At 66.8% G+C, this 25,094-nt stretch carries 23 protein-coding genes and 1 pseudogene; 11 read left to right on the forward strand and 13 right to left on the reverse strand.

All coding sequences use genetic code 11. The annotated features are described in order from the left end of the window. Window positions 1-31 precede the first annotated feature (31 nt). Window positions 32-802, forward strand: a complete 771-nt coding sequence (gene deoR / locus BDO18943_RS06090) for a DNA-binding transcriptional repressor DeoR (RefSeq protein ID WP_043188597.1) — start codon at window positions 32-34, stop codon at window positions 800-802. Window positions 803-824: 22 nt separating this feature from the next. Here deoR and BDO18943_RS06095 read toward each other — a convergent pair whose 3' ends face one another. The 4 genes from BDO18943_RS06095 to BDO18943_RS06110 form a co-directional block, all read right to left on the reverse strand. Continuing rightward, window positions 825-1,877, reverse strand: a complete 1,053-nt coding sequence (locus tag BDO18943_RS06095) for an aldose 1-epimerase family protein (protein WP_175021645.1) — start codon at window positions 1,875-1,877, stop codon at window positions 825-827. 2 nt (window positions 1,878-1,879) lie between these two features. Further along, on the reverse strand, window positions 1,880-3,253 hold the full coding sequence (gene fucP, locus BDO18943_RS06100; protein ID WP_043188594.1) for an L-fucose:H+ symporter permease: 1,374 nt from the start codon (window positions 3,251-3,253) through the stop codon (window positions 1,880-1,882). A gap of 41 nt (window positions 3,254-3,294) precedes the next feature. Then, window positions 3,295-4,221, reverse strand: coding sequence for a ribokinase (gene rbsK, locus BDO18943_RS06105; RefSeq protein ID WP_175021646.1), 927 nt, complete (start codon window positions 4,219-4,221; stop codon window positions 3,295-3,297). Between the two features lie 340 nt (window positions 4,222-4,561). Next, entirely contained in the window at window positions 4,562-5,239 is a 678-nt protein-coding gene (locus BDO18943_RS06110) for a hypothetical protein (protein WP_175021647.1), read from the reverse strand. Between the two features lie 528 nt (window positions 5,240-5,767). Between BDO18943_RS06110 and BDO18943_RS06115 the strand changes: the two genes are divergently transcribed. Both BDO18943_RS06115 and BDO18943_RS06120 read left to right on the forward strand, forming a co-directional pair. Next, on the forward strand, window positions 5,768-6,172 hold the full coding sequence (locus BDO18943_RS06115; protein ID WP_175021648.1) for a hypothetical protein: 405 nt from the start codon (window positions 5,768-5,770) through the stop codon (window positions 6,170-6,172). 239 nt (window positions 6,173-6,411) lie between these two features. After that, window positions 6,412-7,029 carry a M17 family peptidase N-terminal domain-containing protein gene (locus BDO18943_RS06120; protein ID WP_175021649.1) on the forward strand — a complete coding sequence of 206 codons (618 nt, stop codon included), beginning with the start codon at window positions 6,412-6,414 and terminating at the stop codon, window positions 7,027-7,029. On the opposite strand, the pseudogene BDO18943_RS43135 reads toward BDO18943_RS06120, so the two are convergent. After that, window positions 7,020-7,172: pseudogene (locus BDO18943_RS43135) on the reverse strand (ISNCY family transposase); the annotation flags it as partial. The gene BDO18943_RS06120 and the pseudogene BDO18943_RS43135 overlap by 10 nt on opposite strands. 242 nt (window positions 7,173-7,414) lie before the next feature. Further along, the gene (locus tag BDO18943_RS06125; protein ID WP_175021650.1) at window positions 7,415-8,272 is read right to left on the reverse strand and encodes a PhzF family phenazine biosynthesis protein; all 858 of its coding nucleotides are present in this window, start codon (window positions 8,270-8,272) and stop codon (window positions 7,415-7,417) included. 471 nt (window positions 8,273-8,743) lie between these two features. Between BDO18943_RS06125 and BDO18943_RS06130 the strand changes: the two genes are divergently transcribed. Next, window positions 8,744-9,559, forward strand: a complete 816-nt coding sequence (locus BDO18943_RS06130) for an NUDIX hydrolase (RefSeq protein WP_235995851.1) — start codon at window positions 8,744-8,746, stop codon at window positions 9,557-9,559. A 42-nt stretch (window positions 9,560-9,601) separates the two neighbouring features. Next, window positions 9,602-10,987 carry an MFS transporter gene (locus tag BDO18943_RS06135; RefSeq protein ID WP_235995865.1) on the forward strand — a complete coding sequence of 462 codons (1,386 nt, stop codon included), beginning with the start codon at window positions 9,602-9,604 and terminating at the stop codon, window positions 10,985-10,987. Between the two features lie 46 nt (window positions 10,988-11,033). Here BDO18943_RS06135 and BDO18943_RS06140 read toward each other — a convergent pair whose 3' ends face one another. After that, the gene (locus BDO18943_RS06140; RefSeq protein WP_175021652.1) at window positions 11,034-12,005 is read right to left on the reverse strand and encodes an AraC family transcriptional regulator; all 972 of its coding nucleotides are present in this window, start codon (window positions 12,003-12,005) and stop codon (window positions 11,034-11,036) included. Between the two features lie 94 nt (window positions 12,006-12,099). On the opposite strand from BDO18943_RS06140, the gene BDO18943_RS06145 reads away from it, so the two are divergent. Beyond that, on the forward strand, window positions 12,100-12,930 hold the full coding sequence (locus BDO18943_RS06145; RefSeq protein ID WP_175021653.1) for an oxidoreductase: 831 nt from the start codon (window positions 12,100-12,102) through the stop codon (window positions 12,928-12,930). Between the two features lie 159 nt (window positions 12,931-13,089). After that, window positions 13,090-13,926, forward strand: a complete 837-nt coding sequence (locus tag BDO18943_RS06150) for an alpha/beta fold hydrolase (RefSeq protein WP_175021654.1) — start codon at window positions 13,090-13,092, stop codon at window positions 13,924-13,926. Between the two features lie 111 nt (window positions 13,927-14,037). On the opposite strand, the gene BDO18943_RS06155 is transcribed toward BDO18943_RS06150, so the two are convergent. Continuing rightward, on the reverse strand, window positions 14,038-14,958 hold the full coding sequence (locus tag BDO18943_RS06155; RefSeq protein WP_043192128.1) for a LysR substrate-binding domain-containing protein: 921 nt from the start codon (window positions 14,956-14,958) through the stop codon (window positions 14,038-14,040). A 165-nt stretch (window positions 14,959-15,123) separates the two neighbouring features. Here BDO18943_RS06155 and BDO18943_RS06160 point away from each other — a divergent pair, with 165 nt between their 5' ends. Then, window positions 15,124-15,774 carry a LysE family translocator gene (locus tag BDO18943_RS06160; RefSeq protein ID WP_175021655.1) on the forward strand — a complete coding sequence of 217 codons (651 nt, stop codon included), beginning with the start codon at window positions 15,124-15,126 and terminating at the stop codon, window positions 15,772-15,774. A gap of 58 nt (window positions 15,775-15,832) precedes the next feature. After that, the gene (locus BDO18943_RS06165) at window positions 15,833-16,207 is read left to right on the forward strand and encodes a gamma-glutamylcyclotransferase family protein (RefSeq protein ID WP_175021656.1); all 375 of its coding nucleotides are present in this window, start codon (window positions 15,833-15,835) and stop codon (window positions 16,205-16,207) included. Between the two features lie 43 nt (window positions 16,208-16,250). Here BDO18943_RS06165 and BDO18943_RS06170 read toward each other — a convergent pair whose 3' ends face one another. The 4 genes from BDO18943_RS06170 to BDO18943_RS06185 form a co-directional block, all read right to left on the reverse strand. After that, window positions 16,251-16,967 (reverse strand): DUF3142 domain-containing protein, encoded by a 717-nt coding sequence (locus BDO18943_RS06170; protein WP_175021657.1) that lies wholly within the window; start codon window positions 16,965-16,967, stop codon window positions 16,251-16,253. Between the two features lie 7 nt (window positions 16,968-16,974). Continuing rightward, entirely contained in the window at window positions 16,975-19,149 is a 2,175-nt protein-coding gene (locus tag BDO18943_RS06175) for a hypothetical protein (RefSeq protein ID WP_175021658.1), read from the reverse strand. 188 nt (window positions 19,150-19,337) lie between these two features. After that, window positions 19,338-20,750, reverse strand: a complete 1,413-nt coding sequence (locus tag BDO18943_RS06180; protein ID WP_175021659.1) for a 3-deoxy-D-arabino-heptulosonate 7-phosphate synthase — start codon at window positions 20,748-20,750, stop codon at window positions 19,338-19,340. Between the two features lie 137 nt (window positions 20,751-20,887). Further along, window positions 20,888-21,604, reverse strand: coding sequence for a GNAT family N-acetyltransferase (locus BDO18943_RS06185; RefSeq protein ID WP_175021660.1), 717 nt, complete (start codon window positions 21,602-21,604; stop codon window positions 20,888-20,890). Window positions 21,605-21,689: 85 nt separating this feature from the next. Here BDO18943_RS06185 and BDO18943_RS06190 point away from each other — a divergent pair, with 85 nt between their 5' ends. Continuing rightward, on the forward strand, window positions 21,690-22,595 hold the full coding sequence (locus tag BDO18943_RS06190) for a DMT family transporter (RefSeq protein WP_175021661.1): 906 nt from the start codon (window positions 21,690-21,692) through the stop codon (window positions 22,593-22,595). Between the two features lie 91 nt (window positions 22,596-22,686). Here BDO18943_RS06190 and BDO18943_RS06195 read toward each other — a convergent pair whose 3' ends face one another. After that, window positions 22,687-23,448: a 2-keto-4-pentenoate hydratase gene (locus BDO18943_RS06195; protein WP_175021662.1), complete on the reverse strand. Its 762-nt coding sequence runs from the start codon at window positions 23,446-23,448 to the stop codon at window positions 22,687-22,689. A gap of 363 nt (window positions 23,449-23,811) precedes the next feature. Between BDO18943_RS06195 and BDO18943_RS06200 the strand changes: the two genes are divergently transcribed. Then, window positions 23,812-25,047, forward strand: a complete 1,236-nt coding sequence (locus tag BDO18943_RS06200; protein WP_175021663.1) for an ABC transporter substrate-binding protein — start codon at window positions 23,812-23,814, stop codon at window positions 25,045-25,047. The last annotated feature ends 47 nt before the right edge of the window (window positions 25,048-25,094 follow it).

Raw genomic sequence — 25,094 nt, forward strand, 5'->3', positions numbered from 1 at the left:
GACGGATGCGACGGACACGCAGGATACTGGCATGGAAACGAAGAAGGGCGAACGGATCAAGACACTGATGAACGTGCTGCAAGGGCAGAACGCGATTCATCTGAGGGAAGTCGCCGAGCTGTTCGGCGTCTCGGAAATGACGATCCGCCGCGATCTCGCGGACAATCCGCATGGCTTGAGCCTGATCGGCGGCTATGTGACGCGCCACTTCGCCGCGCAGCGCAGCGACATCGGCGAATACGTGGTCAGCGCCGAGAACAACCGGCAGACCGAGGAGAAGCGCCGCATCGGCAAGCTGGCTGCGCAGTTCGTGACGACCGGCGACACGATCTTCGTCGACTGCGGCTCGACCACGCCGTTCGTCGTCGACTTCATCCCGGACGACCTCGAATTCACCGCGGTCTGCAATTCGCTGAACGTATTCGCGAAGCTGCAGCAGAAGCCGCATTGCAGCGTGATCCTGTGCGGCGGTGCGTACCATCGCAAGAACATGGTGTTCGAGTCGGTGGCCGAGACGGGCATCCTCGACACGGTGCGCGTGTCGAAGGCGTTCATCTCCGCGGCCGGCGTGAGCGACCGCTGCGGCGTGACCTGCTTCAACTTCCACGAAGTCGACGCGAAAAAGAAGGTGATGGAGCGCGCGCAGAACCGCTTCCTGCTCGTCGACCATACGAAATTCGACGAAGTGCGCGCGGCCTATTTCGCCGAGCTGACCGACTTCAACTACGTGATCTCGGACGGGCAACTGAGCCGCCGCTACGAAACGACGATCCGCGAACATGGGATCGCGCTCGTGACCTGACGCCGCGCGGCCGCGCATCGCTTCACGCATTGCGTGCTTCCGCCGCGCTCAGGTAGCCGGTGACGACTTCGAAGCGGCGCGTCGCGCCCGGCGCGAGTGCCGCGACATGGCCTTTGCGGCGTTCGGCTTCATAACCCTCCGGCTCGCAGGTCGACGGCAGCGCGAACGCGGCGACCTGCTGGTCCGCGTTGTGCAGGATCCAGCGCGTCGCGTGCGGGAATTGCTCGGGGCGGTAGGCGGTGTGGAAGGCGCCGCCGTCCGGGTGCTCGAGCAGGAAATGCGCGACGCCGCTTGCATCCGTTGCCACGTCGTTCATGAAGAACACGATCTCCGGGTCGTACAACGCGGGCGTATCGAGCGTGTGAAGCCGTTCCGGTTCGCGCGCGAGCGTGGCCGTGTAGTCGCGCCATGCGGCGGTCGGCTTCACGTGCGCGGGCACGCTGTCGCGCAGCCGCAACCCGCCGCGCGGCTGCGACTGCACGAAACGGCCGCCCGGCACGTACACGTAGTTCAGGTGGGCCATGTACATCAGGTCCATCGACGTGCCGGCGAGGTTCGTCACGTCCATCGCGATCGTCATCTGCGCGGCGTGCTCGGCGAGCCGCACCGACGGGCGCGCCACATAGTGGCTGCCGAAACCCTGCACATATTCATATTCGCCGGTCACTTCGACGAACGCGCCGCGCGCATCCGCGCCGACGACCAGGCTCGCGCGATCCATCGGCGCGCACGGCATCTCGCCGTGCAGCGCATGCGTGTCGTCCGGCCCCGGGCAGCCGTTGCGCAGCAGCCCGCTGTGGAACATGAAGCAGCCATAGGTATCGATGATCGATGCCGCGCGCTTCGGCTGCCGGAACATGTGCTTCATCGTCAGGTCGCAGCCGTCGAACGCGGCGGCCCAGATCATCTGGCCGAGATATGGCAGCACGACGATGTGGCCGCGACGGTTCTCGAGCTTCAACGCCTCGACGCCGGACGGATACGCGAACGCGGTGACGGTCAGGCCGTCGGTGCGGTACAGCGTGCGCGGCGTGTCGCGGAAGTCGTCGCGCCGCAGTTCGATTTCGCCTCGCATGCTTACGCTCCCGACGTGTTGCGCGTGGCGGCGTAGCGCGCGGACGCGTTGCCGTCGGCGGCCGCGTCGGGCGTCGCGGCCGGCAGGTGGCGCAGGCAGTAGAAGCCGTAGTAGACGATCACGACGAAGCACGCGAGCGGCACGACGAACGCGAGCTGCATGTTGCCGCCCGTGTGATCGGAGATCAGCCCCTGGATCAGCGGCACGACCGCGCCACCGACGATGCTCATCACGAGGATCGAGCCGCCGTACTCGGTGTCCTTGCCGAGCCCGTCGATCGTGAGGCCGTAGATCGTCGGCCAGCACGGGCCGAGGAACACGCTCACGCCCACGGCCGCATAGACGGCGGTGATGTTGTGCACGCTGATCGTGTAGGCAAGCAGCACGATGCACAGGATGCCGTAGACGATCAGCACCTTGGCCGGGCCGACGCGCTTCATCACGAGCGTCGCGACCAGCTTGCCGACGAAGAACGCGAAGAACGTCGCCAGCAGGTAGTGCGATGCGCCGCGCTCGGTGAGGCCGCCGATCTGCATCGCGAGCCGGATCGTGAAGCTCCACACGCCGACCTGCGCGCCGACATACAGGAACTGCGCGACGATCCCCGCGACGAAGCGCCGGTTGCCGAACAGGCGCGCCAGCGTGCCGCGCGCGTCGATCCGGTGCGTGGCCACGCTGGGGCCGTTGCCCTTGCAGGCCGGGTAGGGTGTGAGCGCAAACACGATGAACACGGCGACGAGCACGACGATCAGCCATTTGTACGGCTCGAGCGTGGCCTGGATCATCGCGAGCTGGTGCACGTGGGCTTCGGCGGCCGACATCGCGGCGAGCTGCGCATGCGACGCGTCGCCTTCCTTGAAGATCAGGAAGCTGCCCATGTACACGCCGGCCATCGCGCCGAACGGATAGAACGTCTGCGAGATGTTCAGCCGCCGCGTGCTGGTCTCGCGCGGGCCCATCAGCGTCGAATACGAGTTCGACGCGGTTTCGAGGAACGACAGGCCCGCCGCGATCACGAACAGCGCGACGAGGAACATCCCGTACTTCGCCATCGACGCGGCCGGGAAGAACAGCAGGCAGCCGGTCGTGTAGAGCAGCAGGCCGACGAGGATCGTCGTCTTGTAGCTGAACTTCTTCACGACGGTCGCGGCCGGAATCGCGAGGAAGAAGTAGCCCAGGTAGAACGCGGACTGCACGAATGCCGATTCGAAATCGGACAGGAAGAACGACTTCTTGAACTGCGCGATCAACACGTCGTTCAGGTTCGCGGCGGTGCCCCACAGCGCGAACAGGCAGCACAGCAGCGTGAATGCGAAGAGCGGCGTGCGGTTCAGGTAATAGCCGTCGGGGGTGTGTTCGATTCTGGCTCGGCCCATGGGTGTCTCCTTCCCAATTGTCTCGTCGATGAAGGCGCCGTTTACATGCCGGCGTCGCGGAGGAAGCGTTCGAACGTCGCGGTGTCGGCGTACGACTTCTGCGTGCCGAGGCCCGTGACCGAATGCGCGGCGTACGCGGATGCGTAGCGCATCGCGTCGACCGCGTCGCGCGACGCGGCGTAGCAGCGCGCGAAGCAGCCGATGTACGCATCGCCCGCGCCTGTCGTGTCGCGCGCGTCGACCGGTACGCCCGGCACGTGCCGCACGCCGTCGCGCGATACCAGCAGCGAACCGTTGCTGCCGAGCGTGACGAGCACGTGCTTCAGCCCGCGCGCGACCAGCGCTTCGGCGGCGCGCGCCGCGGTGTCGCGCGAATCGACCGGCATGCCCGACACGATCGCGAGCTCGGTTTCGTTCGGCACGAAGAATTCGACGGGACGGATCCGCTCGAAATCGAGGTCGGCCACCGCGGGCGCGGGGTTCAGCAGCACCGGGATGCCGTGCCGCGCGCCGAAGTCGATCGCGTGATAGACGGTGTCGAGCTCGATCTCGAGCTGCAGCACGATCAGCGCGCATTCGGCGAGCTGCGGCGCGGCCGCGTCGATGTCGGTCGGCGTCAGGTGGCGGTTCGCGCCCTTGACGATCAGGATGCTGTTGCTCGAATCGGGTTCGACGAAGATCGGCGCGACGCCGCTCGGCACGCCGGCGACCTTGCGCACGTGTGTGGTGTCGATGCCCTCGCGCTCGAAGTTGCGGATCGTGTTGTCGGCGAAGACGTCGTCGCCGACCTTCGTGACCATCACGACGCGCGCGCCGAGGCGCGCGGCCGCGACGGCCTGGTTCGCCCCCTTGCCGCCGCAGCCGAGCTCGAAATTCGGCGCTTCGAGGGTTTCGCCCCGGGCGGGCATGCGGGCGACATAGGTCACGAGGTCGACCATGTTGCTGCCGATGACGGCGATTGTCTCCATCTGCGTCTCTTCCTTGGTATGGGGTGCGCCGCGCGCGTGGTCGGCGGCGGCGTGCAAGATGTGACAATAAAATCACATAAAATGTGAGAATGCAATCATATGATGTTCGGAGGGTTACTCTCCAGGTCGGCGCGCGTGCGGCGGCTTCTCGGCGAAATCGAGGCTTCTGCCGGGTTTTTGTGTGATGTCGTACAAGAATGACGAGGCAAGAGCCCGGCGCTGCGGGGTGCTGCTGGAAGAGGTCGTGCCGATCGGGCGTGTGGGTCGCCGGGCGTGACGGGGCGGCTCGGCCGAGCCGATGGTGGCCAGTCGGGCGCGTTCGTGCGGGCGTGCCCGGCGCTTATGCGTACGCGGCGATCAGCGTGTCGAGATTGCGCTGTGCGAGCGGCGTGAGCGGCGCGAATTCCGCCGATTGAAACAGCGGGACCTGTGCGCGCAGATGTTCGAGCGCCTGCCTGCGGCCCGTGCGGAATGCTGCCGACGGCGCATCGGGATCCTGCGCCCACTCGCGTGCGATGGCACGGTCGTATTCGCGCAGCCGATCGGGCGCGGCCGCGAGGATCGCGAGATCGGCGTCGAGAAAGATCCGCCCGGCGCGTTGCAGCTGCAGAGTGGATGCGAACGTATCGGGCAGCCGATGCGATTTCGTTGCGAGCACGAGATCGTGCGCAACGGATACGTGCGAAGCGTGCGCATGCAACCAGGCTTCGCTGCAATGGGCGTTCGTGACCTGCACGAGCCATTGCGCGCTGCGTGCTTCGTTATCCGCGTAATCGGGCAGCGTCGTCGCGTACACGAAGTCGTGCGCCCATACCGCGAGTTCGATCGCCGGCCACAGCGGTTCCGCGCGATACGGCGCGAGATGCGCGAACAGCTCGGCCAGGTGCGCGAGCGTGTGGTAGTGGCGTTGCGGTTCGCGATATGCGTGCTCGACCAGCGGCCAGATGGCGGCCGTGCCGAAGCGCGCGTCGCAGGAGGCGCACAGCGTGCGGGCGAGGTCGGGGGCGAGGGCGGTCATGGGTGGCGAGCGGCGCGGGCGGGCGATGCGCGCAGCATAGCAAACGCGGCGGCGCGGGCTGCATGAATGCATGAGATTCGTCGCGTGTGGCGCGCTGACCAGCGCTGCGGCAAGACATCAGTCCGTGTCCGTCGTCTCGAGACATGGCGCGTCGGGCGGTGCGAGCGCCCGACGCGACATGTCATGTGGCGTCGTGGAAGCGGGCGGGGCAGGGGCGCGGCGCCTGAAGTCGACGGCGATGCCCCGCGTCTCGCGCTGGCGATTGACACTTCGAAGTCGTTGGCGCAACGTCATGAACTGCACGAAGCCTTGGGCCGTGAAAGGCGATAGTCGTCGTGATACTGTCATCTGCGCGTTCCGTTCCGTACCCGGGACGCGAGCGGTGTGCGATCTCAATGGACGACAGGCAACCGATGCCATCTGTCGAGACAATCTTCCATGATGACGCGTCGTAATGTGACTGGCGGCCTGCGAAACACGGTGCACGGGCCGTCACCGAATGGAACACGGCTGAACAGGTGAACCGATATGAATACTGGAACACATTCCCACCAGGCAGAACACTGCGCCCGCATCCGGACCGCGCTTCTCGATTTGCACCGGACACTGGTCGAACTTGAGCGTCGCGAGTATGAGAAGACCCATGGGCACCAATCGGCCGGCGATTTTCTGCAGGTGATGGCCTTCGACGATTCGATGAAGTGGCTGGAGCCGCTCAGCCGACTGATCGTCATGCTGGACGAAGCGCTGGATCAAGAGGGTGAGCTGGAGCTGACGCCGACGGTAGTCGTGGCAAGAACACGGGAATTGCTCAAGCTGGACCGTGCGTCCACGGACGCATTTGCGACGCGTTATCTGTATCACTTCGACAACTCGGCCGATCTCGCGGTCGACCACACGGCGTTGTTGAAGCTCATCGGCAACGTTGCGTAGGTCATGCTCGAAACGAGTGGTCGACGTGCGTGGCGCGACCTCTACGCGTCACGCTGACAGGACGTGTAGCCGCTGCGATTTCGCATGAACAGGAAGTCATCGAGGGCAATCCCGATCGGCACAAGCCGTTGATCTGGATTGCACACACATGTCTGGTCCGTTGCACGCGGGTGGCTTTTGCATTGATCGTCGGGATCGAAGACGGGCCCGCCGCGTCCTGACCTCACGGGAGAGACGATATGGTTCTACGGCAGATCATCGGCAGTTGGCGTGATGTGTCCTTCGAGGTTGCCGCATGGGATGGCGTCGGGGCGGAGGTTGATCTTTCCTGTGGTTGCATGTTCGCCCACGAGGCGGCAGGTGGGGGGCCGGCGGGCGGACTACGCCATCTCGACCTCGCGCTTTCGGGGGCGCTCACCGGGTTGCGGCAAGAAGGTCACTTTCTGGCAGCGCCGATGGAAACACTGTTGATCAGCCGCCCGCCCGCGGGCATCGAAGCGGGCCGCGTGCTGTTGATCGGGCTCGGTGATCCCTCACGCTGGACAATCGATGTCACCGCGGAGGCCGCCGCCACGGCCGCCCGAACGGCGATGCAGCAGGGTTTGCAAAGTGCAGCCTTCGCGCCGAGCATACTCGACGGCGGGTTGACGAACGCGGCCACCGACGGTATGCCGCACGCCATGGTGACGGCCGTGCTGGCCACGATAGACACACAATACCGGATCGCGGAACTGGGGCTCGCCGCGCGACCGTCACTGCGCCATTGGGTCTTCGATGTCGGCGCGTCCCGCTTTGACGGAGCGGTAGAACAATTCGGAAACGCACTGGTGACCGCACAGTCCCAGCGCTCGAAGTAGAGGAAGATCGATTCGGTTTGCGTGAAATGCGGCGTTCTCAGGCGGCGCGTCGGGTTGTCCACCTCCGCCAGCAGCGTGCAGGCCGGCACCCGTTCCTCGAACCGCCGATGATCGCTGCCGTCGATCTGAATGGATTCGCCCAGGCGCACGCTGCAGCGCAGCCGCTTTTGACCTCGGACGCCAACTGCAAAGCGAAACTCGATCGGCGTCACCGCTGTCATTCCGCCTCGTGGCCGGTGGCGGATCGCGCGCGGGTGACGGCCATGTATGCAGTGGTTCGGACGCGAAACCTATCCCCGGAAGATTGCTGACGAACCTGTCGTCGCAGCGTGGGCCGCGAACCGCGCGATTCCGCAGACGGTAACGACCTGTCCGTCGGGCGCGTCTACAGGTTGACGACGCCGCGCCCCAGTTCGATCACGCGCCCACCGACCTCGATCTCGCCGGTTGTATTGACTGACAACCGCAGCAGGCAAGGCCGCCCGACGGCTTCACCCTGCTCGACGTGAAACGCGGCAGGCAGGTCGCGGTTCATCGCAAGCAGCCATCCGCCCAGATTCGCGCACGCAGATCCCGTGCCGGGGTCTTCCGACACGCTGCCCTGCTTCACGAAGAAGTAACGGGACACCACCGTCCCCGGTCGCTTGGCGTCGAACGCGAACACATACGCGGTCCTGCGGCCGAGACTGCTTTGAGGCCAGATGTCGAGGCGGGCGCTGTCGGGCTGCGCACGCCGTACGGCGGCGGGGTTCTTGACCGCGACCAGCAACTGGTCTGCACCCGTGTCGACCCAGATCGGCGGCGCGAGCAGATCGGCTTCCGTGAGTCCCAGCAGGGCCGCCGTGCGGGCAGCGGACAAATCGCACGGCGCCGTCTTTGGCATGCCCACGTGCGGCGCGGTGAACGTCCACACGTCGTCGTGCGCGTTGACGTCGACCACGCCGGCCTTGAATTCGAGCGCGAGATCGTTGCCCGCACCCAGCAGGTCGCGCACGACATGCGCGGTGCCGAGCGTCGGATGGCCTGCAAAGGCCATCTCGTAGCCCGGCGTGAAGATGCGTACCCGCGCATGCGCGCACGCCGACGGCAGCACGAAGGTCGTTTCCGACAGGTTGAACTGCACGGCGAGTGCGCGCATGGTCGCGTCGTCCATGCCGCGCGCATCTTCGAATACGCAAAGCGGGTTGCCGCCGAACGTCGATTCGGCGAAGACATTCAGCAGGCGGAAGGCGTAGGAAGGCATTTGACGCTCGTGTGAGTGGGGTGAGTGGCGTGTGCGCTGCTCGATGCGCCGGAAGCCGTGCAGGGTCGCATGGGCCGGCTCGGCTTGTCGAGTGGCGCAAGCATTGCCGGTGTTCCGACGGACCGAATGCGTCGATCAACACGCGCCCGCTCGCGTCCGGCTTGATGTACTCGACCGCGAGCAGCGCGACGATCGGATGGGTCGTCAAAAGGTGGCGCGATCGGGTGAATGATCGCCGAAGTCCGCCACCATCGCGCCGGTGTTGCACGCCACCACTGCCGCCACCGCGACGGCGAGCCGACCTCCGCCGCTTGGGCGCCGACGTAACGTGCGCATACGATCGGTCGGAATTTCATTTTTCGTGCATGATCGGGTTTCTCCGTCGATCGACGGCGATCGGGCTCCGGCATTCAGCTATCCGCAACGCTCGCGGATATTTTTGCGCTGAAGCAGACAGTCGCGCTCCTGCGCGTGTCAATTGCGATCGCATGCGAACACGGGCTCATCGGATTGACCACAACGACGCCGTGCCCATGCAACACGTGTCGGGTTCAGTGTCGCTCGGCGCGTGCAGGTTGCCGCACGCAGGAGGAAGACATGGAACCAGACAGAAGCGTCCTGAATACCAGCGGCGGGTTGGCCAGCGCGCTTGCGGGGACCGGCTCGCCGCAGGCCGCCCTGGACGCGATCGTTCGTGGCGTGGAAAGCCACGGCATTTCTGCCGGCATGGACTGGCCGACGGCGAAGCAGTCCCTCGCGGACAACGACGGACAGTGGAAATTCTCGGCGGTGCTGGTCGCGATCGTCGCGCGGCGCGAGCCGACGATCCTGCTGACCAAGCGCGCGTCGGATCTCAGCGAATACTCGTCGCATGTGAGTTTTCCGGGGGGACGCCCGGCGGAGTCCGACCGCGATATCGGCGCGACCGCATTGCGCGAGGCGTTCGAGGAAATCCGCCTTGCGCCGGACGCGGTTCGCGTGGTCGGCAGCTTGCCGATCCATAAAACCAGAAAGCGCAATCACGCGATCTTTCCCGTAATCGGCATCGTGCCGGAAACGGCGAAATGGGAAGCGGCGCCCGCGGAAGTTGCGGAGATCTTCGAGTTTCCGTTCCCGGTGCTGCTGAATCCGGATCTGCTCCGGCAATACCCGGACGGCGAGCGCGCGGGCGCATGGTACTGGGCGGAGCAGGCGCAGGACATCTGGGGCGTGACTGCGCTCATCCTGAAGTCGCTCGTGGGCCTGGTACGCGATGCCGCACGCGGCGAGCAGACGCGTCGCGACTAGTTCATGAACCGGGCCTCCGTCCGGCAAGGGTGACGCATGGAGATGGCAGAAACGTTCGGCGACGAAGGGTTCGACATTCCTCGCCGCTATTTTGCAGCGGTCGCGATTCTGGTCGGCGTATTCATGTCCGCGCTGGACAGCGCAATCGTCAATATCGCGCTGCCGACGATCTCGACCGACCTGCACGTGGGTGCGGCGGCGGTCATCTGGGTCGCGAACGGGTATCAGGTGGCGAGCGCGGCGACGATGCTGACGTGCGCGTCGCTCGGCTCGAGAATCGGCGAGCGACGCTTTTACACGATCGGGCTGGTGTTGTTTACCCTCTCGTCTCTCGGCTGCGGACTGGCGCCCACCTTCGGTGCGCTGGTGGCGATGCGGATCCTGCAGGGCATCAGCTACGCAATCCTGATCAGCGTCGGCTATGGTCTCTACCGGGTGATCTTTCCGCCCGGTTCGCTGGGGACGATCTTCGGTATCAATGCGCTGGTGTTTGCGGTCGGGACGGCTGTCGGCCCTGCATTGGGCGGCCTGATCGTCTCCTGGGCATCGTGGCCCTGGCTGTTCTACATCAACCTTCCGTTCGGGATCGCCGCCATCGCGTTCTCGTTCGTCGCGCTGGGGAAAGACACGCATCGGGAGCGCGGCTTCGACGTGCCGGGGGCGGTGACTTCCGCCGCGGCATTCGGCCTCTTTGCGCTGGCCATTGACCAGATCGGGCAGTGGAGCAATCGAACCGTGCTCGTGCTTGCCGCGGCGGCGGTGGCGTTGATGCTGGCCTTCTGCGTCGGGCAGGCCCGGGCACGGCATCCGCTGTTGCCGCTGGATATTTTCAGGTCGCGCCGGTACACGTTCGCGGTGCTGACGTCGGTGACGATGTTCGTGTCGCAGGGCATGGCGTTGGTGGCGTTGCCGTTCGTGCTGCAGCACACGTATGCATACAGCGTGTTGAAATCGGCGCTGGTCTTTACGCCCTGGCCGATTGCGGTCGCGCTGTGCGCGCCGTTTGCCGGGCGACTGGCGAATCGCTTCAATGCGACGCTGCTGTCGAGTGTCGGCGTGCTGATGTTCTGTCTCGGGATCGGTTCGCTGACCCTGTTGCCCGCGCAACCAACGGTCGATGATGTCCTGTGGCGCGTCGCGCTATGCGGCGTGGGGTACGGCTTCTTCCTGCCGCCGAACAACAAGGAGATGTTTGCGAACGCGGCGAAGAACCGGACGGCCACCGCTTCCGGCGTGCTGTCGACTGCGAGAACGACAGGCCAGTCGATTGGCGCCGCGCTGGTCGCCGTGGTGATCGCACTCGTCGGCGGCGTGGGCGGAGGCGGGGGCGAGCGGCAGTTTCCGGTCTACGTTTTCGCGTTGGCCTGCGCGATCGCCGCGCTGTCGTTTTTCGCGAGCATCGCGCGCATCTACCGGCAGCGGGGCTAGGTGCGGTTGACGGACATCCACACGCGGGCCTCGCGCGCTGCCCGATTCAATGCGACGACACGAACACCGCATCGTCGAATGCGGCCGGAATCGCGAAGTTTGCGCGCATGCGCTGCGTTTCCTTCGCCGGCGTCAGGCCGAACAGGCGCTTGAATTCGCGGCTGAACTGCGACGGGCTCGCATAACCGACCGCGTAGCCGGCCGCCTCCGCCGTCAGGTCCTCACGCACCATCAGCAAGCGGGCCTGATGCAGCCGTGTCGATTTCAGGTACTGCATCGGCGATACCTGCGTGATCGCCTTGAAGTGGCTGTGGAAGCTCGGCACGCTCATGCCGGCTTCGTCGGCCAGTTGCGGCACGTCGAGCGGCCGCGCGTAATCGGCGTGGATCACGCGCAGTGACCGGCCGATCCGGCCGAACTGTCCGCGCATCGCCAGGGCGCCGCGCATCGCGCTGCCCTGCGCACCGGTGAGCACGCGGAAATACAGCTCGCGCAGCAGCGCCGGGCCGAGCACCGCGGCGTCGAGCGGCCGGTGCATCGCCTCGACGAAACGCAGCACCGACGCGTGCATCGTGGCATCCATCGGCGTCGACATCAAGCTCCGGGGCGCCTGCACGGGCTCCGCGATGCCTGCGCGGTCGATCTGCGCCGCGAGTTCGGCGGCCATCGTGAAATCGAGGTGCAGGTACAGCGCGAGCAGCGGACGCTCGGACGTCGCGTCGGTTTCCATGCTGAACGGGACGGGCACGGACACCGCCAGGTAGTGATGTTCGTCGTACAGATAGCGCTCACCACCGAAGTAGCCGCGTTTGCGGCCCTGGCACACGATCACGATGCCGGGGTCGTAAAGCACCGGCGTGCGCGACAGCGCGCGGTTCGAGCGCAGGATGCGCACGCTCGGCAGCGCCGTCAGGTTGTAGCCTTCGTCGGGCGCCAGCGCGCGCAGCAGCGTCACCAGACGCTTCCGGTCGCGCGGCGGCAGCGATGGGGGCCGGGCGGAGGTGGGCTCGGGGCTCATAGTTTTGTGCAAGAAAATCAGCGGAATCGGGCTTATTCGGCGTGCAGCGTCAGACTAGTATGCACGCTCCAATCGACATTCGGGAGAAGCTCAAATGGCATCCGGCAACCTCATGCTCATCACCGGCGTCAGCAGCGGCTTCGGCCGCGCGCTCGCACAGGAGGCGCTCGCGGCCGGTCACACGGTGGTCGGCACCGTGAGAAGCGCGCAGGCGGCGCAGGATTTCGAAGCACTGTCCGCGCAGGCGTTCGCGCGGGTGCTCGACGTGACCGACTTCGATCGCATCGACGGCGTCGTCGCTGAAATCGAGGCGAACGTCGGGCCCGTCGACGTGCTGGTGAACAACGCCGGCTACGGGCACGAAGGGATCATGGAAGAAGCGCCGCTCGCGGAGATGCGCCGGCAGTTCGACGTGAACGTCTTCGGTGCGGTCGCGATGATGAAGGCGGTCGTGCCGTACATGCGTGAACGGCGGCGCGGCCGCATCCTGAACATCACGTCGATGGGCGGCCACATCACGATGCCGGGCATCGCCTACTACTGCGGCAGCAAGTTCGCGCTGGAAGGCATTTCCGAAACCGTCGGAAAGGAGCTCGAGCCGCTCGGCATCGCCGTGACGGCCGTGGCGCCGGGTTCGTTCCGCACCGACTGGGCCGGCCGCTCGATGATGCGCACGCCGCGCTCGATCGCGGACTACGACGCGCTCTTCGATCCGATTCGCCAGGCGCGCGAAGAGAAGAGCGGCAAGCAACCGGGCGATCCCGCGAAAGCTGCGCGGGCGATGCTCGCGGCGATCGCGGCGGAACATCCGCCCGCGCATCTGCTGCTCGGCAGCGATGCGCTGCGGCTCGTGCGCGGCAAACTGGCGGCGCTGGATGCGGAATTCCGGGCGTGGGAGGCCGTGACGGTGTCGACGGATGGTTGACACGTGGCTACGCACGATCGTTCGTCCGTAGCGGGTTCGTCCACGTTGACGAAAGTGTCGACGATCATTCGCATCTTGGCATCATCGTTTAACAAACCTGTCCGATAATGGCTGCCGGCCACAGCGCCGAGTCCAACCACCTTACAGGAGTCCATCGCGATGCCAACCGTCACAACGAAGGATCACGTCGAGATTTTCTACAAGGACTGGGGCCCGAAGGACGCGCAGCCCATCATGTTCCACCATGGCTGGCCGTTGTCCGGTGACGACTGGGACGCGCAGATGCTCTTCTTCGTCCAGAAGGGCTATCGCGTGGTGGCGCACGACCGGCGTGGCCACGGCCGGTCGGCGCAGGTGTCGGACGGCCATGACATGGATCATTACGCGGCAGATGCGTTCGCGGTGGTCGAAGCGCTCGACCTGCGCAATGCAGTGCACATCGGTCACTCGACCGGCGGTGGCGAAGTGGCGCGCTACGTCGCGAAGCACGGCGAGCCGGCCGGCCGCGTCGCGAAGGCCGTGCTGGTCAGCGCGGTGCCGCCGCTGATGCTGAAAACCGAATCGAACCCCGAAGGGCTGCCGCTCGAGGTGTTCGACGGCTTCCGGAAAGCGCTTGCCGACAATCGCGCGCAGTTCTTCCTCGACGTGCCGAGCGGCCCGTTCTACGGGTTCAACCGCGAAGGTGCAACCGTGCATCAGGGCGTGATCCGGAACTGGTGGCGACAGGGGATGGAAGGCAGCGCCAAAGCGCATTACGAAGGCATCAAGGCGTTTTCGGAAACGGACCAGACCGACGACCTGAAGTCGATCTCCGTCCCGACGCTCGTGCTGCATGGTGAAGACGACCAGATCGTGCCGATCGCAGATGCCGCGCTGAAGTCGATCAAGCTGCTGAAGAACGGCACGCTGAAGACGTACCCGGGTTACTCGCACGGGATGCTGACGGTCAACGCGGACGTCCTCAACGCCGACCTGCTGGCTTTCGTGCAGGCGTAACGGTATCGGCGCAGGCCCGCTTCGGCGGGCTGCGCTGTCGTTGCGTGCCGGCGGCGCGAGGGTGCGCCCGTCGCGCCGTCGGCAACGCGGCCGGATCGCCGGCCGCAGCGGTCAGCCCGGACCGTTGAAGCGGATGCCCGGAAACGTCAAACGCGGCATCCGGCTTTCCAGGAACGCGAGCAATTCGCGCACCTGCGCGGCCTTGGCGGAGTCTTCCGGCCAGACGAGGTAGTACGCGTCGCCGGTATTGACGGCCGTCTTGAACGGCAGCACGAGCTGCTTCTCGTCGATGGCCGTGGCACACAGCGCGAGATCGCCAATCGAGAGGCCGTGGCCGGCAATGGCCGCCGCGATCCCCTGTTCGAGCATGTCGAACACCTGCCCGCGCGTGATGTCCACTTCGAGATCATGGCCGCTGCCCTTGAGCCAGCGGCGCCAGTCGCGCCGATCGGGCGACGGGTGGATCAGCTCGCATGCCGCCGGATTCGTGCGTGCGACGGTCGCGGTCGCACGCGAGCACACCGGAATCAGCCATTCATCGAACAGCTTCACGCACTGCGTGGCCTCGCCGAACTTGCCTGCGCCGAGCAGGATCGCGCAATCGTAGGATTCGCTGAAAAAATCGACGGTATCGACATCCATCCACACGCTCGCGATCTGCACCTCGAACGCGGGACGCGTGGCGCGAAACGCGGCGAGTGCATCGAGCAGCCAGCGCATCGTGAGGGTGGACGGCGCCTTGAGCCGCAGCACGTCGCGTTGCGACTGGAACAGCACGCAGGCTTCCTCGATCTGCCGGAAGCCGCGCCGCAGGCCCGACGCGAAGATGTGCGCTTCCGCCGTCACGGTCATTTTCGGGCCGCGCCGGACGAACAGCTTCCGGCCGAAGTAGGCCTCGAGCGTTCGGACGTGCTTGCTCACCGCGCTTTGCGTCAGGCTCAGTTCCTCGGCGGCCAGCGTAAACGAGCCGGTGCGCGCGGCGCTTTCGAACGCGCGCAGCGCGTAGACGGGGGGGAGCGGTTTGGCCTTCACGGGTTTCGAATATGAATAAAACTCATGTCATCCGGCAGGATTTTCCGTTTTTCAGCAGCAGGGCGGGCACGCAATACTTGATAAACCCGTGCAATCCACTGCGCTGAATCCCGATGATGCCACCGTGGCGGGCGCACGCGTCAATCCATCCAACAACTTTTTGTCATGGCACTCCATTACCCGCTGCTGTTCGCCTATCTCGCCGCGATCGTGCTGCTCATCGCGACCCCCGGCCCCGTCGTCATGCTCGTGGTTGGCACCGTCGCGCGGCGCGGTTTTCGCCAGGGCTTGCTGACCGCGGTGGGCGCGAATGCCGCGAGCCTCGTGATGATCGCGGGGGCGATGCTGATGGTGTTCGGCGTCGTGCTCGTCAGCGATCGCCTGCTCACGGGGCTGCACGTGGCCGGTTGCATCGTCATCGCGGTGCTAGCCATCCGGACGCTGCTCGGCGAATGGCGCGCCAGCCGGACGCGCGACGGCAACGACTCGCGGGAAGGCGAACCGGCATCGCAGGCGCCGCGCTTGCCGGGCGTCGTGCGCGGCTTTCTCGTCGGCATCGCGAATCCGAAGGACCTGCTGTTCTTCGTCGCGTTCTTCCCGCAGTTCGTCGGCATCACGCCGGATTCGCGCGTGAGCCTGGCCATCCTGGCCGCACTGTGGATCGCGGTCGATTTCACGATCCTGACCAGCTACATGGCCGCGATCAACCATCCGCTGATTCATCGCAAGCAGCGCTGGATCACGGCTTCGTCGGCGGGCGCGCTGCTCGTGATTGCGCTCGCCGGGCTTGGCGGCGCGATCGCGGGTGCCGCATAGGCCCATCGGCGATCTGCGTTACGCTTCGTGTGCCTCAACGCTCTTATCGAGTTCAACCATGTCCAGCACTACCCCGACTTTCTCCGAGCACCTCTTTTCCTATGGCACGCTGCAACTCGAACCGGTGCAGCTTGCCACCTTCGGCCGCAAGCTCGACGGCCGTGAGGATGCGATGCCCGGTTACGCAATGACGATGCTGAAAATCGACGACCCGGAAGTGGTCGCGACGAGCGGGAAGACGCATCATCCGGTGGTGGCCTATACCGGCCACGCGGGCGACCGCGTCACGGGCACCGTGTTTGCGATCACGCCCGAAGAACTGCAGCACGCGGACGACTACGAAGTCGATTCGTATCGACGCGATCGCGTGGTGCTCGAGTCGGGCGTCGCCGCATGGGTGTACGTGGACGCGAATTCGCCGCGCCCGGATTGAGTCCGGTTCGCGGGCACGATCGACGCCGCCGCGATTGGGCCCGCTAATCGTTGCGCAGGAACACGACGTAGCCGCGGAACCACGGGTTCGTCGCGAGGTAGGGCGGCGCGTCCCATTCGCCGCCCTGGATGATGCCGATGCGAAACGGCAGCTGCAGCCGCGCGACGCGCGGCAAGTAGTCCGCGTAGTCGGGGATCGTGCTGCGGCCCTGGTAGGTCTGCACGACCACTTCGTCGACGATTCCCCTGAGCTGGTTGACCTGGTCGGTATCGATGCGGCTGCTCCAGTCGAGCAGCCCGGTGATGCTCAGCCGGCAATCGGCGGGCAGCGTCTCGCGCAGCGACCGCAGGAATTCGAGGTAATCCTGCAGGTGGCGCGTGCGCGCATCGAAGTCGATCTGGATACCGGTGATCGTGCGGCCCGACGCGCGCCAGCGCGTGAGCTGCGCGAGCATGATCTGCGTGACGCGCGGTGTCCACCGCAGCGTATGCGCACGATAGACGAGCCACACGCGCGCCTGCGGCGCGGGCGGCAGCGCGACGCCCTGCGCGATCACGCGGACCTGCGATTCGTCCCGCGGCGGGGCCTCGATCTGCCCTTGGAGCACGTAGACGGTGCGGGCGGCGCGCACGACCGCCTGCGGCTTCACGCCCGCCCACAGCCAGAACGCGTCGTACCGCGCGGCGTCGACGGTGCCGGCCAGGGCGACGCGCCCGGCCAGCAGCAGTGCGAGGCACGCCAGGCACGCGATGCGCTTCACGCGGCGCTTACCAGTAGTAGCGGAGCTTCTGCGCCCACGGCGTGCCCGCGTAGCTGGCCTTCAGCGTATCGAACCAGCGCTTGCGCACGTTCTTCGGCACGTCCTTGCCGCCGCATTCGTTGGAGCCGCCCGGCGCATAGCACTTGATCGCGCGGTAGTACGCGTAGGCGCGGTCGTTCGGGTTCGCCTGGGCATCGGCCATCACCGTCACGTAGCTCGACATCCGCTCGTACGGCTTGCCGGCGAACTGCGACGGCCCGGCGCCGAGCGTCGGCGGGATGCGCGTGGCGGCCGTCGTCGATGCGTTGCGTATCCACATCGGCACCGGATCGTTTTCGAGGCCGGGTGCGGGCGGGTGCAGGCGCACGAAATCGGCGAGGCAGTTCAGCCCTTTCGCATCGGCGGGATTCTGCTGGAGCGCCGTCGCAATGTCGTGCGCGGACGGGCACGTATAAGCGTCGTCGTTTTTGGCGCCGGCTGCGATGAACGGCTTCAACGGATCGGCGGGCTTGCCGGACACCAGCGCGGCATCCGCGATGAACTCGGCGTAATGCGAGCGCGTGAGCTCCTTGTACAGCAGCGTGTACAGCGCGGTGTCGCGCATCGCGCCGCCGGCCGCCTGGTTTTGCGCCTGCGCACGCAGCAGGTCCGCATTGGCCGAGCGTTGCAGCAGCACGGCGCGAATCGCGGCGTTCTGCACGGGCGAATCGTCGGCGAACGCGTCGTTGACGAGTCCGGCCTGCTCCAGGTTGATCGCGAGCGCGAGTTCCAGCGCCTCGCGCTGGAAGCGGAATTTCGCCAGCGGGATCAGGTCGCGCCACAGCTGGCGCGCCTTGTCGGTCTGGCCGCTGTCCTCCAGCGCGAACCCGCGCAGTGCCTGCTGGCTCAGGCCGAAGTAGTCGAGCGGCTCGGCGGGCGTCTGCGGCAGCAATGCGAGCGCGGCGTCCGGCTTGTGCCCGATCTGGACATACCAGGTCGCGAGCAGGTAGTCGTAGAGCGCGGGCGCATTCGCGAAGCGCGGCTTCTGCGCCTGCAGGTCGTCCAGCGTCAGCGACTTGCTGCGGCTCGAATCGCTGCTGTTCGACGTGCGCATGTTCAGCAGGTCGATGGTCGCGAGCACGGTCGGCGACTGGATCTGGCTCGGGTCGAAGTCCGCCCCGAACAGCAGCTTGCTGTCGAGTTCGTTCGCCAGCTGGATCAGCGGCACGTTCGACGTCGCCGGCGACCAGCGCGCGAGCGCGTGGCCGTACAGGTCGGCCTGCTGGGTGACGTTCCCGCCGAGCCACGCGACACGCCGCAACAGTCCCGTCGCGGAGGTCGCATAGCGTCCCTGCGGATACACCTTCAGGTAGGTGCGAAACACCGTATTGGCCGCGTCGAGCGATACCTTCGTCACGCGGCCGCGCGACGGCGTGGGGCCGTCGTTGTCGAACACGTTGGCCTGCGCGGCATTCAGCTGCGCGCGCCCGGCCATATAGAGGCCGGTTTCCTTCAGCCACGGGTTCGCGCTGTGCGAAGCGCTCGCGAAGGCCCGGGTCGCGGTGAGGAAGTCGGCACGGTAGAACGCGTTCGTGCCGTCGAGGTACGCAGCGAACTGCTGACCGAGCGGCGACTTGACCGGCGGTTTCGTCCAGGCCGCGGTGCTCGCGCCGCCCGTGGCGCAGGTCTTCTGCGTGATGTCGGCGCGCGCCGCGCGCAAGCGCGCGGCTTCGTCGGCGGGGAGGCCACCGGCACTGCCCAGCGCGTCGTTGAATGCGTCGGCGCCCGCGCTCATGCTGCGGCAGATGCTGCCTTCGCCGTCGGCGTACTGGTTCGACGGTGCTTCGCTATCCGCTGCGTTGCCGGTCTTGTCGGGCTCCTTCTGCCCGATGTAGATCCATCCGGAAAAGTCCATCGGGAACGGCACGATGATCTGGTTGATCCGGTCTTTCGCCGGGATCGTCTTCGGATCCGGAAACGCCTGCGCGACCTTGGTGCTGTCGACCATCATCAGCATCGCGTTGATGCGTGTGTCGTTGGCCGGGCTCAGCATCGGCAGGTTGGCGCAGGAGTAGGTGGTTTGCCGGAGCGTGGTCGGCGCATAGCAGCCGTCGTCGCCGCTGGCATGGGCGCCGGGGATCCAGAGCAGGCTGGCCGCCAGCGTGGCGAACAGGTTTCGGTGCAGCGATGGGTTTTTAGGCATTTTTTTCTTGTGCCGGGTGTGGGGCCGCAGCGGCCGAGTCTCTCAGGTGAGGCGATTTCGCCCCGGCGCGTATCGTACCGCACGGGCTGCACGAAATTCGCAGGCGCGCGCTGCGGCCGGGCTCAGCGGCAACCGACGAGCGTAGGTCGGCAAGTCATGTCGATGGCCGGTTCGATCCGGCGCCTGCATCACGCGTATACGCTGCTGGCGACGCCGTCGCCGGCCACATCGTCGATCGCGGCGCGCAGGTCGTCGATCGCCACCATCAACTCGCGAACCTGCCGCAACGACGGGTACTGGTGCAGCACGGCATGCCATTGCGGTAGCGTCAGCAGCGCGTGCCAGACGACGCCGAGGCTGCCCGGATCGGCATCCGGCCGCTGTGCCAGCGCGCTCGCGTATTCGAGGCTGGCCTGTGCCGACAGCAACTGCATCCGGCTGGCAGCGCCCAGCAGGCGCGGCGTCGCGTCCGCGGACGCATCGCAGCAATAGAGCACTTCCCGTGGCAGCGCCGCTTCGTCGGTCGTCAGCGCGCGCAGCGACGCGCCGTGCACGCGCACCGTGCCCTGGTGCGTCTCGAACGCATAGATCGTGTCCGGATCGGCCTGCGCGAGCAGGTTCAGGCCGCGCAGCAGCCGCGGCAGATCGGTCGTCGCGGCATCCGCGGACGCTTTCGCTTCGACGAGGAAGCGCACGTTCCACGCAGGCGCCGGGTCATCGCCGCGCGGGCGTTCAAGCAGGATCGCGTCCCATTCGGTTTTCGCGCGATCGTGCCGGCCCGGTATCGACGACGGCACGCGCATCGACGTCACCACCCGGTACGTGCGGCGTGCGTCGACGGCGTCGAGCCTGCTGGCCAGTGCGTCGAGCGCCCGCGCGGCCAGCGCTTCGACGGCTGCGCCACGCTGCTGCGACGCGACGCCTTGCGCGACGGCGACCGTGCTGCCTTCGAGCGGACCTTGGCGAACCCAGAGCGCACGGTAGCGACGGACGTGCTCGTTCGATGCCAGTGCGTCGACGCGCAGCATGCGTTCGAGCGCGGGGCTGTCCTTCAGCTTGACGATGTCCTGCTCGAATGCGGCGTCGGTCGCCATGTCGGGCAGCGCGAGCAGTTGCCGCAATGTGTCGTGCAGGTCGGCCCACGACGCGGCGGTAGCGGCCGCATGCAGCCGCGCGAGCCCGTCGCGTTGCCACGGCCGGGCGCTGCGCTCGAGCTTGGCCGGGTGCGCGATCGCATTGACGGCCGAGTGCAGCGCGCGACGGTCCTGTTCGGCGTGCGCGGACAACGACGCGTATTCGCGCACGCTCGGCGCATCGTGCCGCAGCACCGCGGCCTGGAAGGCGGGATCGCCGGAGTGCGTATCCGTCGCATCGCGGATCATCTGCGCGAGGGCGTCGATGAAGCGCTGCCGCAGTGCCGCGTCGGGCGTCTGTCCGTCGCTTCGCATCCTGCGTGCTTCCTCGATCACGATCGCGAGCGTGGCGGCCGGGTTCGCGGCATCGGCCGGCGACAGCGCGCGGTCGAGCGGCGGCAGCCGGTAGCGGCGCGCGACGGTGCGCAGTGTTTCGTCGAGCAGGGCGGGAAGCGGTGTCAGCGACATGGTCGGTATCGGCGTGAAAGCGTGCGTGCCAAGGGTTAGGGCGCAGTGCGCACGATGATGTGCAACGTTATCACGCCGGGGCGGGCGGGATGGGGCGCGTGCCGTTGCGAAGGGGCGTCGTGCCACGGCACGCGGCATCAGTCGCGCGCAATGTTCCTGGTCAGCGTCTCGATGGTCAGGCTGTCGTCTCGCGGCACGCCGACGCCTGCGTCGAACGGGTAGCCCATCCGCTCGCCCGTTCGCGTGTAGCCGCGGCGCAGGTAGAAGTCGATCAGTTCGTGGCGCACCGACAGGACGACCATCACGGCGGTTCCGATCTTCCAGTGGCGAACGGCGAATTGCTCGGCTTCGTTCAGCAACGCCTTGCCGAGCCCGCGGTCCTGCATCGACGGCGCGACGGCCAAGGTGCCGAGACAGGCCGCGTTGCCGTCTCGTCTGACTTCGATGCAGCCGGCGATGCTGCCATCGATCTCCGCGACGAGCAGGGCGGAGTCCGGTGCCCGCAGCGTCGCAGCGAGCTGTGACGACGTCATTCGCGGGCCGTCGATCAATGATGCTTCATGTGTCCATCCGGCCGCACCCGTCGTCGGGCGGTACGCTGCGTTGACCAATCGGACGAGCGCGTCGACGTCCTGCTCGGTCGCTGCCCGGTAGCTGGCGGCGCGCTTGAGCCCGCCTGTCGTTTCATCCATTTGAGCCTTCGGTGTCCGGTACAACGGTTGGTCCTGAACGTCACGTCGTCCAAGGATAGCCGAACGATCGGCCGGCATGGGCATGGGCCCGGCCTGGCCGAACACCCGGCCATCGACATTTCGCGTTACGCTGAAGCGTTCGCGCCGGGCCACCGGCATCATCGGCTTATGCGGCCCGTGCCGAACGGGCCGATCCCGATCCCGCCGTGGACTGCGAACGCGAATCCCCGACATGCAGCAGCCCGTCATGCCCCGCAGCCCGCCCGCCGTCGCGGATCTGCTCCTGCTCCTCACGCTCTCGACGTTATGGGGCGCGTCCTACACGTTCATCCGGATCGGCGTCGAGACGATTCCGCCGCTGACGCTGATCGCCGCGCGGACCCTGATCGCGGGCGCGGTGCTGCTGCTGTGGATGCGCGTCACGCGCATTCGGATGCCGCGCGATCTCGCGGTCTGGCGGCGCTTCTTCGTCCAGGCGCTGCTGAACAGCGTCGTGCCGTTCACGCTGATCGCGTGGGCCGAACGTTCGGTCGAAGCGGGGCTTGCGACGATCCTTAATTCCGCGTCACCCGTACTCGCATTCGTCGGCACCTGGCTGATCACGCGCCATGAGCCGCTGACGCCCAGGAAGCTGTTCGGCGTCGTCGCGGGGCTCGTCGGCATCGCGCTGGTGGTCGGCGTCAGCGCATTCGAAGGGCTCGGGCGGCAACTCGTGCCGCAACTGGCGATCGTCGCGGCGACCGTTTGCTACGCGGGCGCGGCGATCTACGGGCGGGCCTTCAGCGGACTGTCGCCCGCGGCGCCTGCCGCCGGCTCGCTCATCGTCGGCGCGGCCGTGCTGGTACCGGCCAGTCTCGTCGTCGATCGCCCGTGGACGCTTCATCCGTCGGCGCCATCGCTGATCGCGCTGGCAGCGCTCGCGGTCTTCTCGACCGCACTCGCGTTCGTCATCTACTTCCGGCTCGTCCAGACGCTCGGGTCGGTCGGCACGACGGCGCAGGCGTATCTGCGCGTGCCGATCGGCGTTGGCATCAGCATGGCGCTGCTCGGGGAGTCGTTGTCGGCATCGGCGTGGCTGGGGCTCGGATGCGTCGTCGCGGGCGTGGCCGCGATGACGCTGCCGTCACGACCGCGCGGGCAGCCACGCTCCTGACACCCGCCACGAAGCAGGCCGCGCATGGATCGCGGCCATCATGCTGAGGCCAGCGACCGCCCCGGTCAGCCGTGCCCGCGTGCCGCGTGCATCACGCCGTCAACGTCACCGACAGGCTGCCGAGGTCGCCGAAGCGGACCGTCAGCGCATCGCCGAGCGGCACGTCGATCGCGCCCGCGTACGAACCGGTCGTCACGATCTGCCCGGCGCGCACGGCGTCGCCGCGCGAGGCGAGGAAATTGACGAGCCACACCAGCGGTTTCAGCGGATCGCCGTCCGGATGGCGGCCATCGATCGCGCGGTTCAGCGCGCCTTCGAACGACAGCGCCAGCGTCTCGAGCGGCACGTTCAGCCCGTCGGGCACGACCGGGCCGACGCACAGCCCCTGGTTGAATTGCCCGTCGGCCAGCAGTTCGAACTTCGACGCGCGCGTGGGCTCCGCATAGCGGCAGCCCAGCACCTCGAGCACGATGCGCACTTCGCGGATCGCGTCGCGCACCTCCTGTTCGTCGTACGGCTGTTCGCGCGCGGGCAGGTCGCGATCGAGCACGAACGCGATTTCCGGTTCGATCCGCACGATCGGCCCGCCGACCACGCGGTACGGCGCATCGGCGTCGCGGATCGTCGACGCGAAGATCGGCGCGAGGATCACGCGGTCGGGCGGCGGCAGCGCGCATTTCCATCCGCCGATGGGTTCGCCGAGCAGGTCGGCCACGCGCTGCTGGATCGCGAGCGCGGTCTCGACGTTCTCGGGACGCAGCGCATCGGGCAGCAGCGGGCCGGGCGCGCCGGCATGGCGGGCGGCGACGAGATGCTGGGCGGCGCCGTCCACGCGTTCGGTAGTCGTTGTCATGTCGGTTGAGCGAGTTGAAAGTGGGCCGGCAAATAAGGGCCGGACGAAAGTCGCACATCCGATGATAGCGCCTTCGGCTCGATGGCCGCTCGATCCGGTTGCGCATGGACGGCTCGCAACCGCCGCGACAGGCCTCCGGGATATCCCCTAGACGATCGGTTCGCCCCGGCGCTTGCACGCCGGGCAGGTTGTGCGACACAATAGGGAAAGCGCTTTCCCAAATGAATCGGACGACGGGGAAACGCGGGCGACTGCGCGACGGATCGCGGCCGCATCGGATGCCGCATGTTCCGATCGCCGCACGCCATCGGCCGTGCGCCACTCGCCGTGCACAACGATTCGACAACAACATGGAGACAGCAGATGTTCAACAGGCTTCGGGCAGTAACTTTCGCAGTCCTTTCAGTGCTGGCGGCGCAGGTGTGCGCCGCGCCGGTCATGCTCGACGTGACGGGCTGGAAGGGCGGCGGCGCCGAGCCCGCCAACATGGCGGCGCTGATCGCAAAGTTCGAGAAGGAAAACCCCGACATCAAGATCAAGTTCGAGTACATGTCGCGCAACGACACGACGACGGTCGTGTCGTCGCGGCTGCAGGGCGGCAACGGGCCCGACGTGCTGATGGTCGACCGCGAGCTGATGCGGCAGTGGCAGGGCGCGCATCAGTTGCTGGACCTGAGCGGCGAGAAGTGGGTGCCGACGATCTGGCGCGGCGTGCGTAGCCACACGCAGATCGGCGGGAAGACCTACATGCTGCCGATGGAGCTGGTCGGCATCGGCCTGTTCGCGAACCTCGACCTGCTCAAGCGTGCGGGCGTCGCGACGGTGCCGACCGACGTCGACCAGTTGAAGGCCGCGTGCGGGAAGCTGGCAGCGGCCGGCATCACGCCGATGCTGCTGCCCGCGAAGGAAGGCTGGGCGCCCGCGGCGCTCGTGATTCCGTCCGGGCTGGCAGCCGGCGGCGGCGATGCGGATGCGCGCGCCGAATCGTTCGTCGGCGCGGGCAGCACGCGCTTCGCGGCCGATCCGGCGTTCAAGCAGTCGATGGCCGCGCTGAAGGTGCTCGCCGACGCGAAGTGCTTCGTGCCGCGCCTGAACAATGGCGTGAGCGCGTGGAGCACGGGGCTGACCGAATTCCAGGCCGGCCGCGTCGCGATGATGCCGCAGGGCGCATGGAACATCGCGAAGTTCAGCGCGACGAAGGGCCTGTCGTTCCAGTTCGCGCCGCTGCCGGCGCTCGTGCCCGGCAACGGGCCGGTCGCGCTCGACATGCTCGGCACCGCGTGGGCGATCAACGCGGCATCGCACCAGACCGACGCCGCGAAGAAGTGGCTCGCGTTCTGGGCACGCCCCGACAACGACCGCCAGTTCCTCGACGCGGAAGCCGGGTTCAGTCCGTTCGAAGGCGGCACCGATGCGATGCCGCCGCAGGCACAGCCCTACGCGGCCGTGCAGAAGAACGGGCACGTCGTGCTGTATCCGAAGGGCGTGTGGACCGGCACGCTGTTCACGGCGATCTGGAATTCGATGTCCGCGTATTTCCTCGACATCGGGCAGGACCCGGCGAAGCTGCTCGCCCGCTGGGATGCGGCCGCGCGATGAACGGCCTGACTGCTGACATTTCCCGTGCCGCGCGAGGGTGCGCGGCG

The organism is Burkholderia aenigmatica, assembly GCF_902499175.1.
GTDB classification, from domain to species: Bacteria; Pseudomonadota; Gammaproteobacteria; order Burkholderiales; family Burkholderiaceae; genus Burkholderia; species Burkholderia aenigmatica.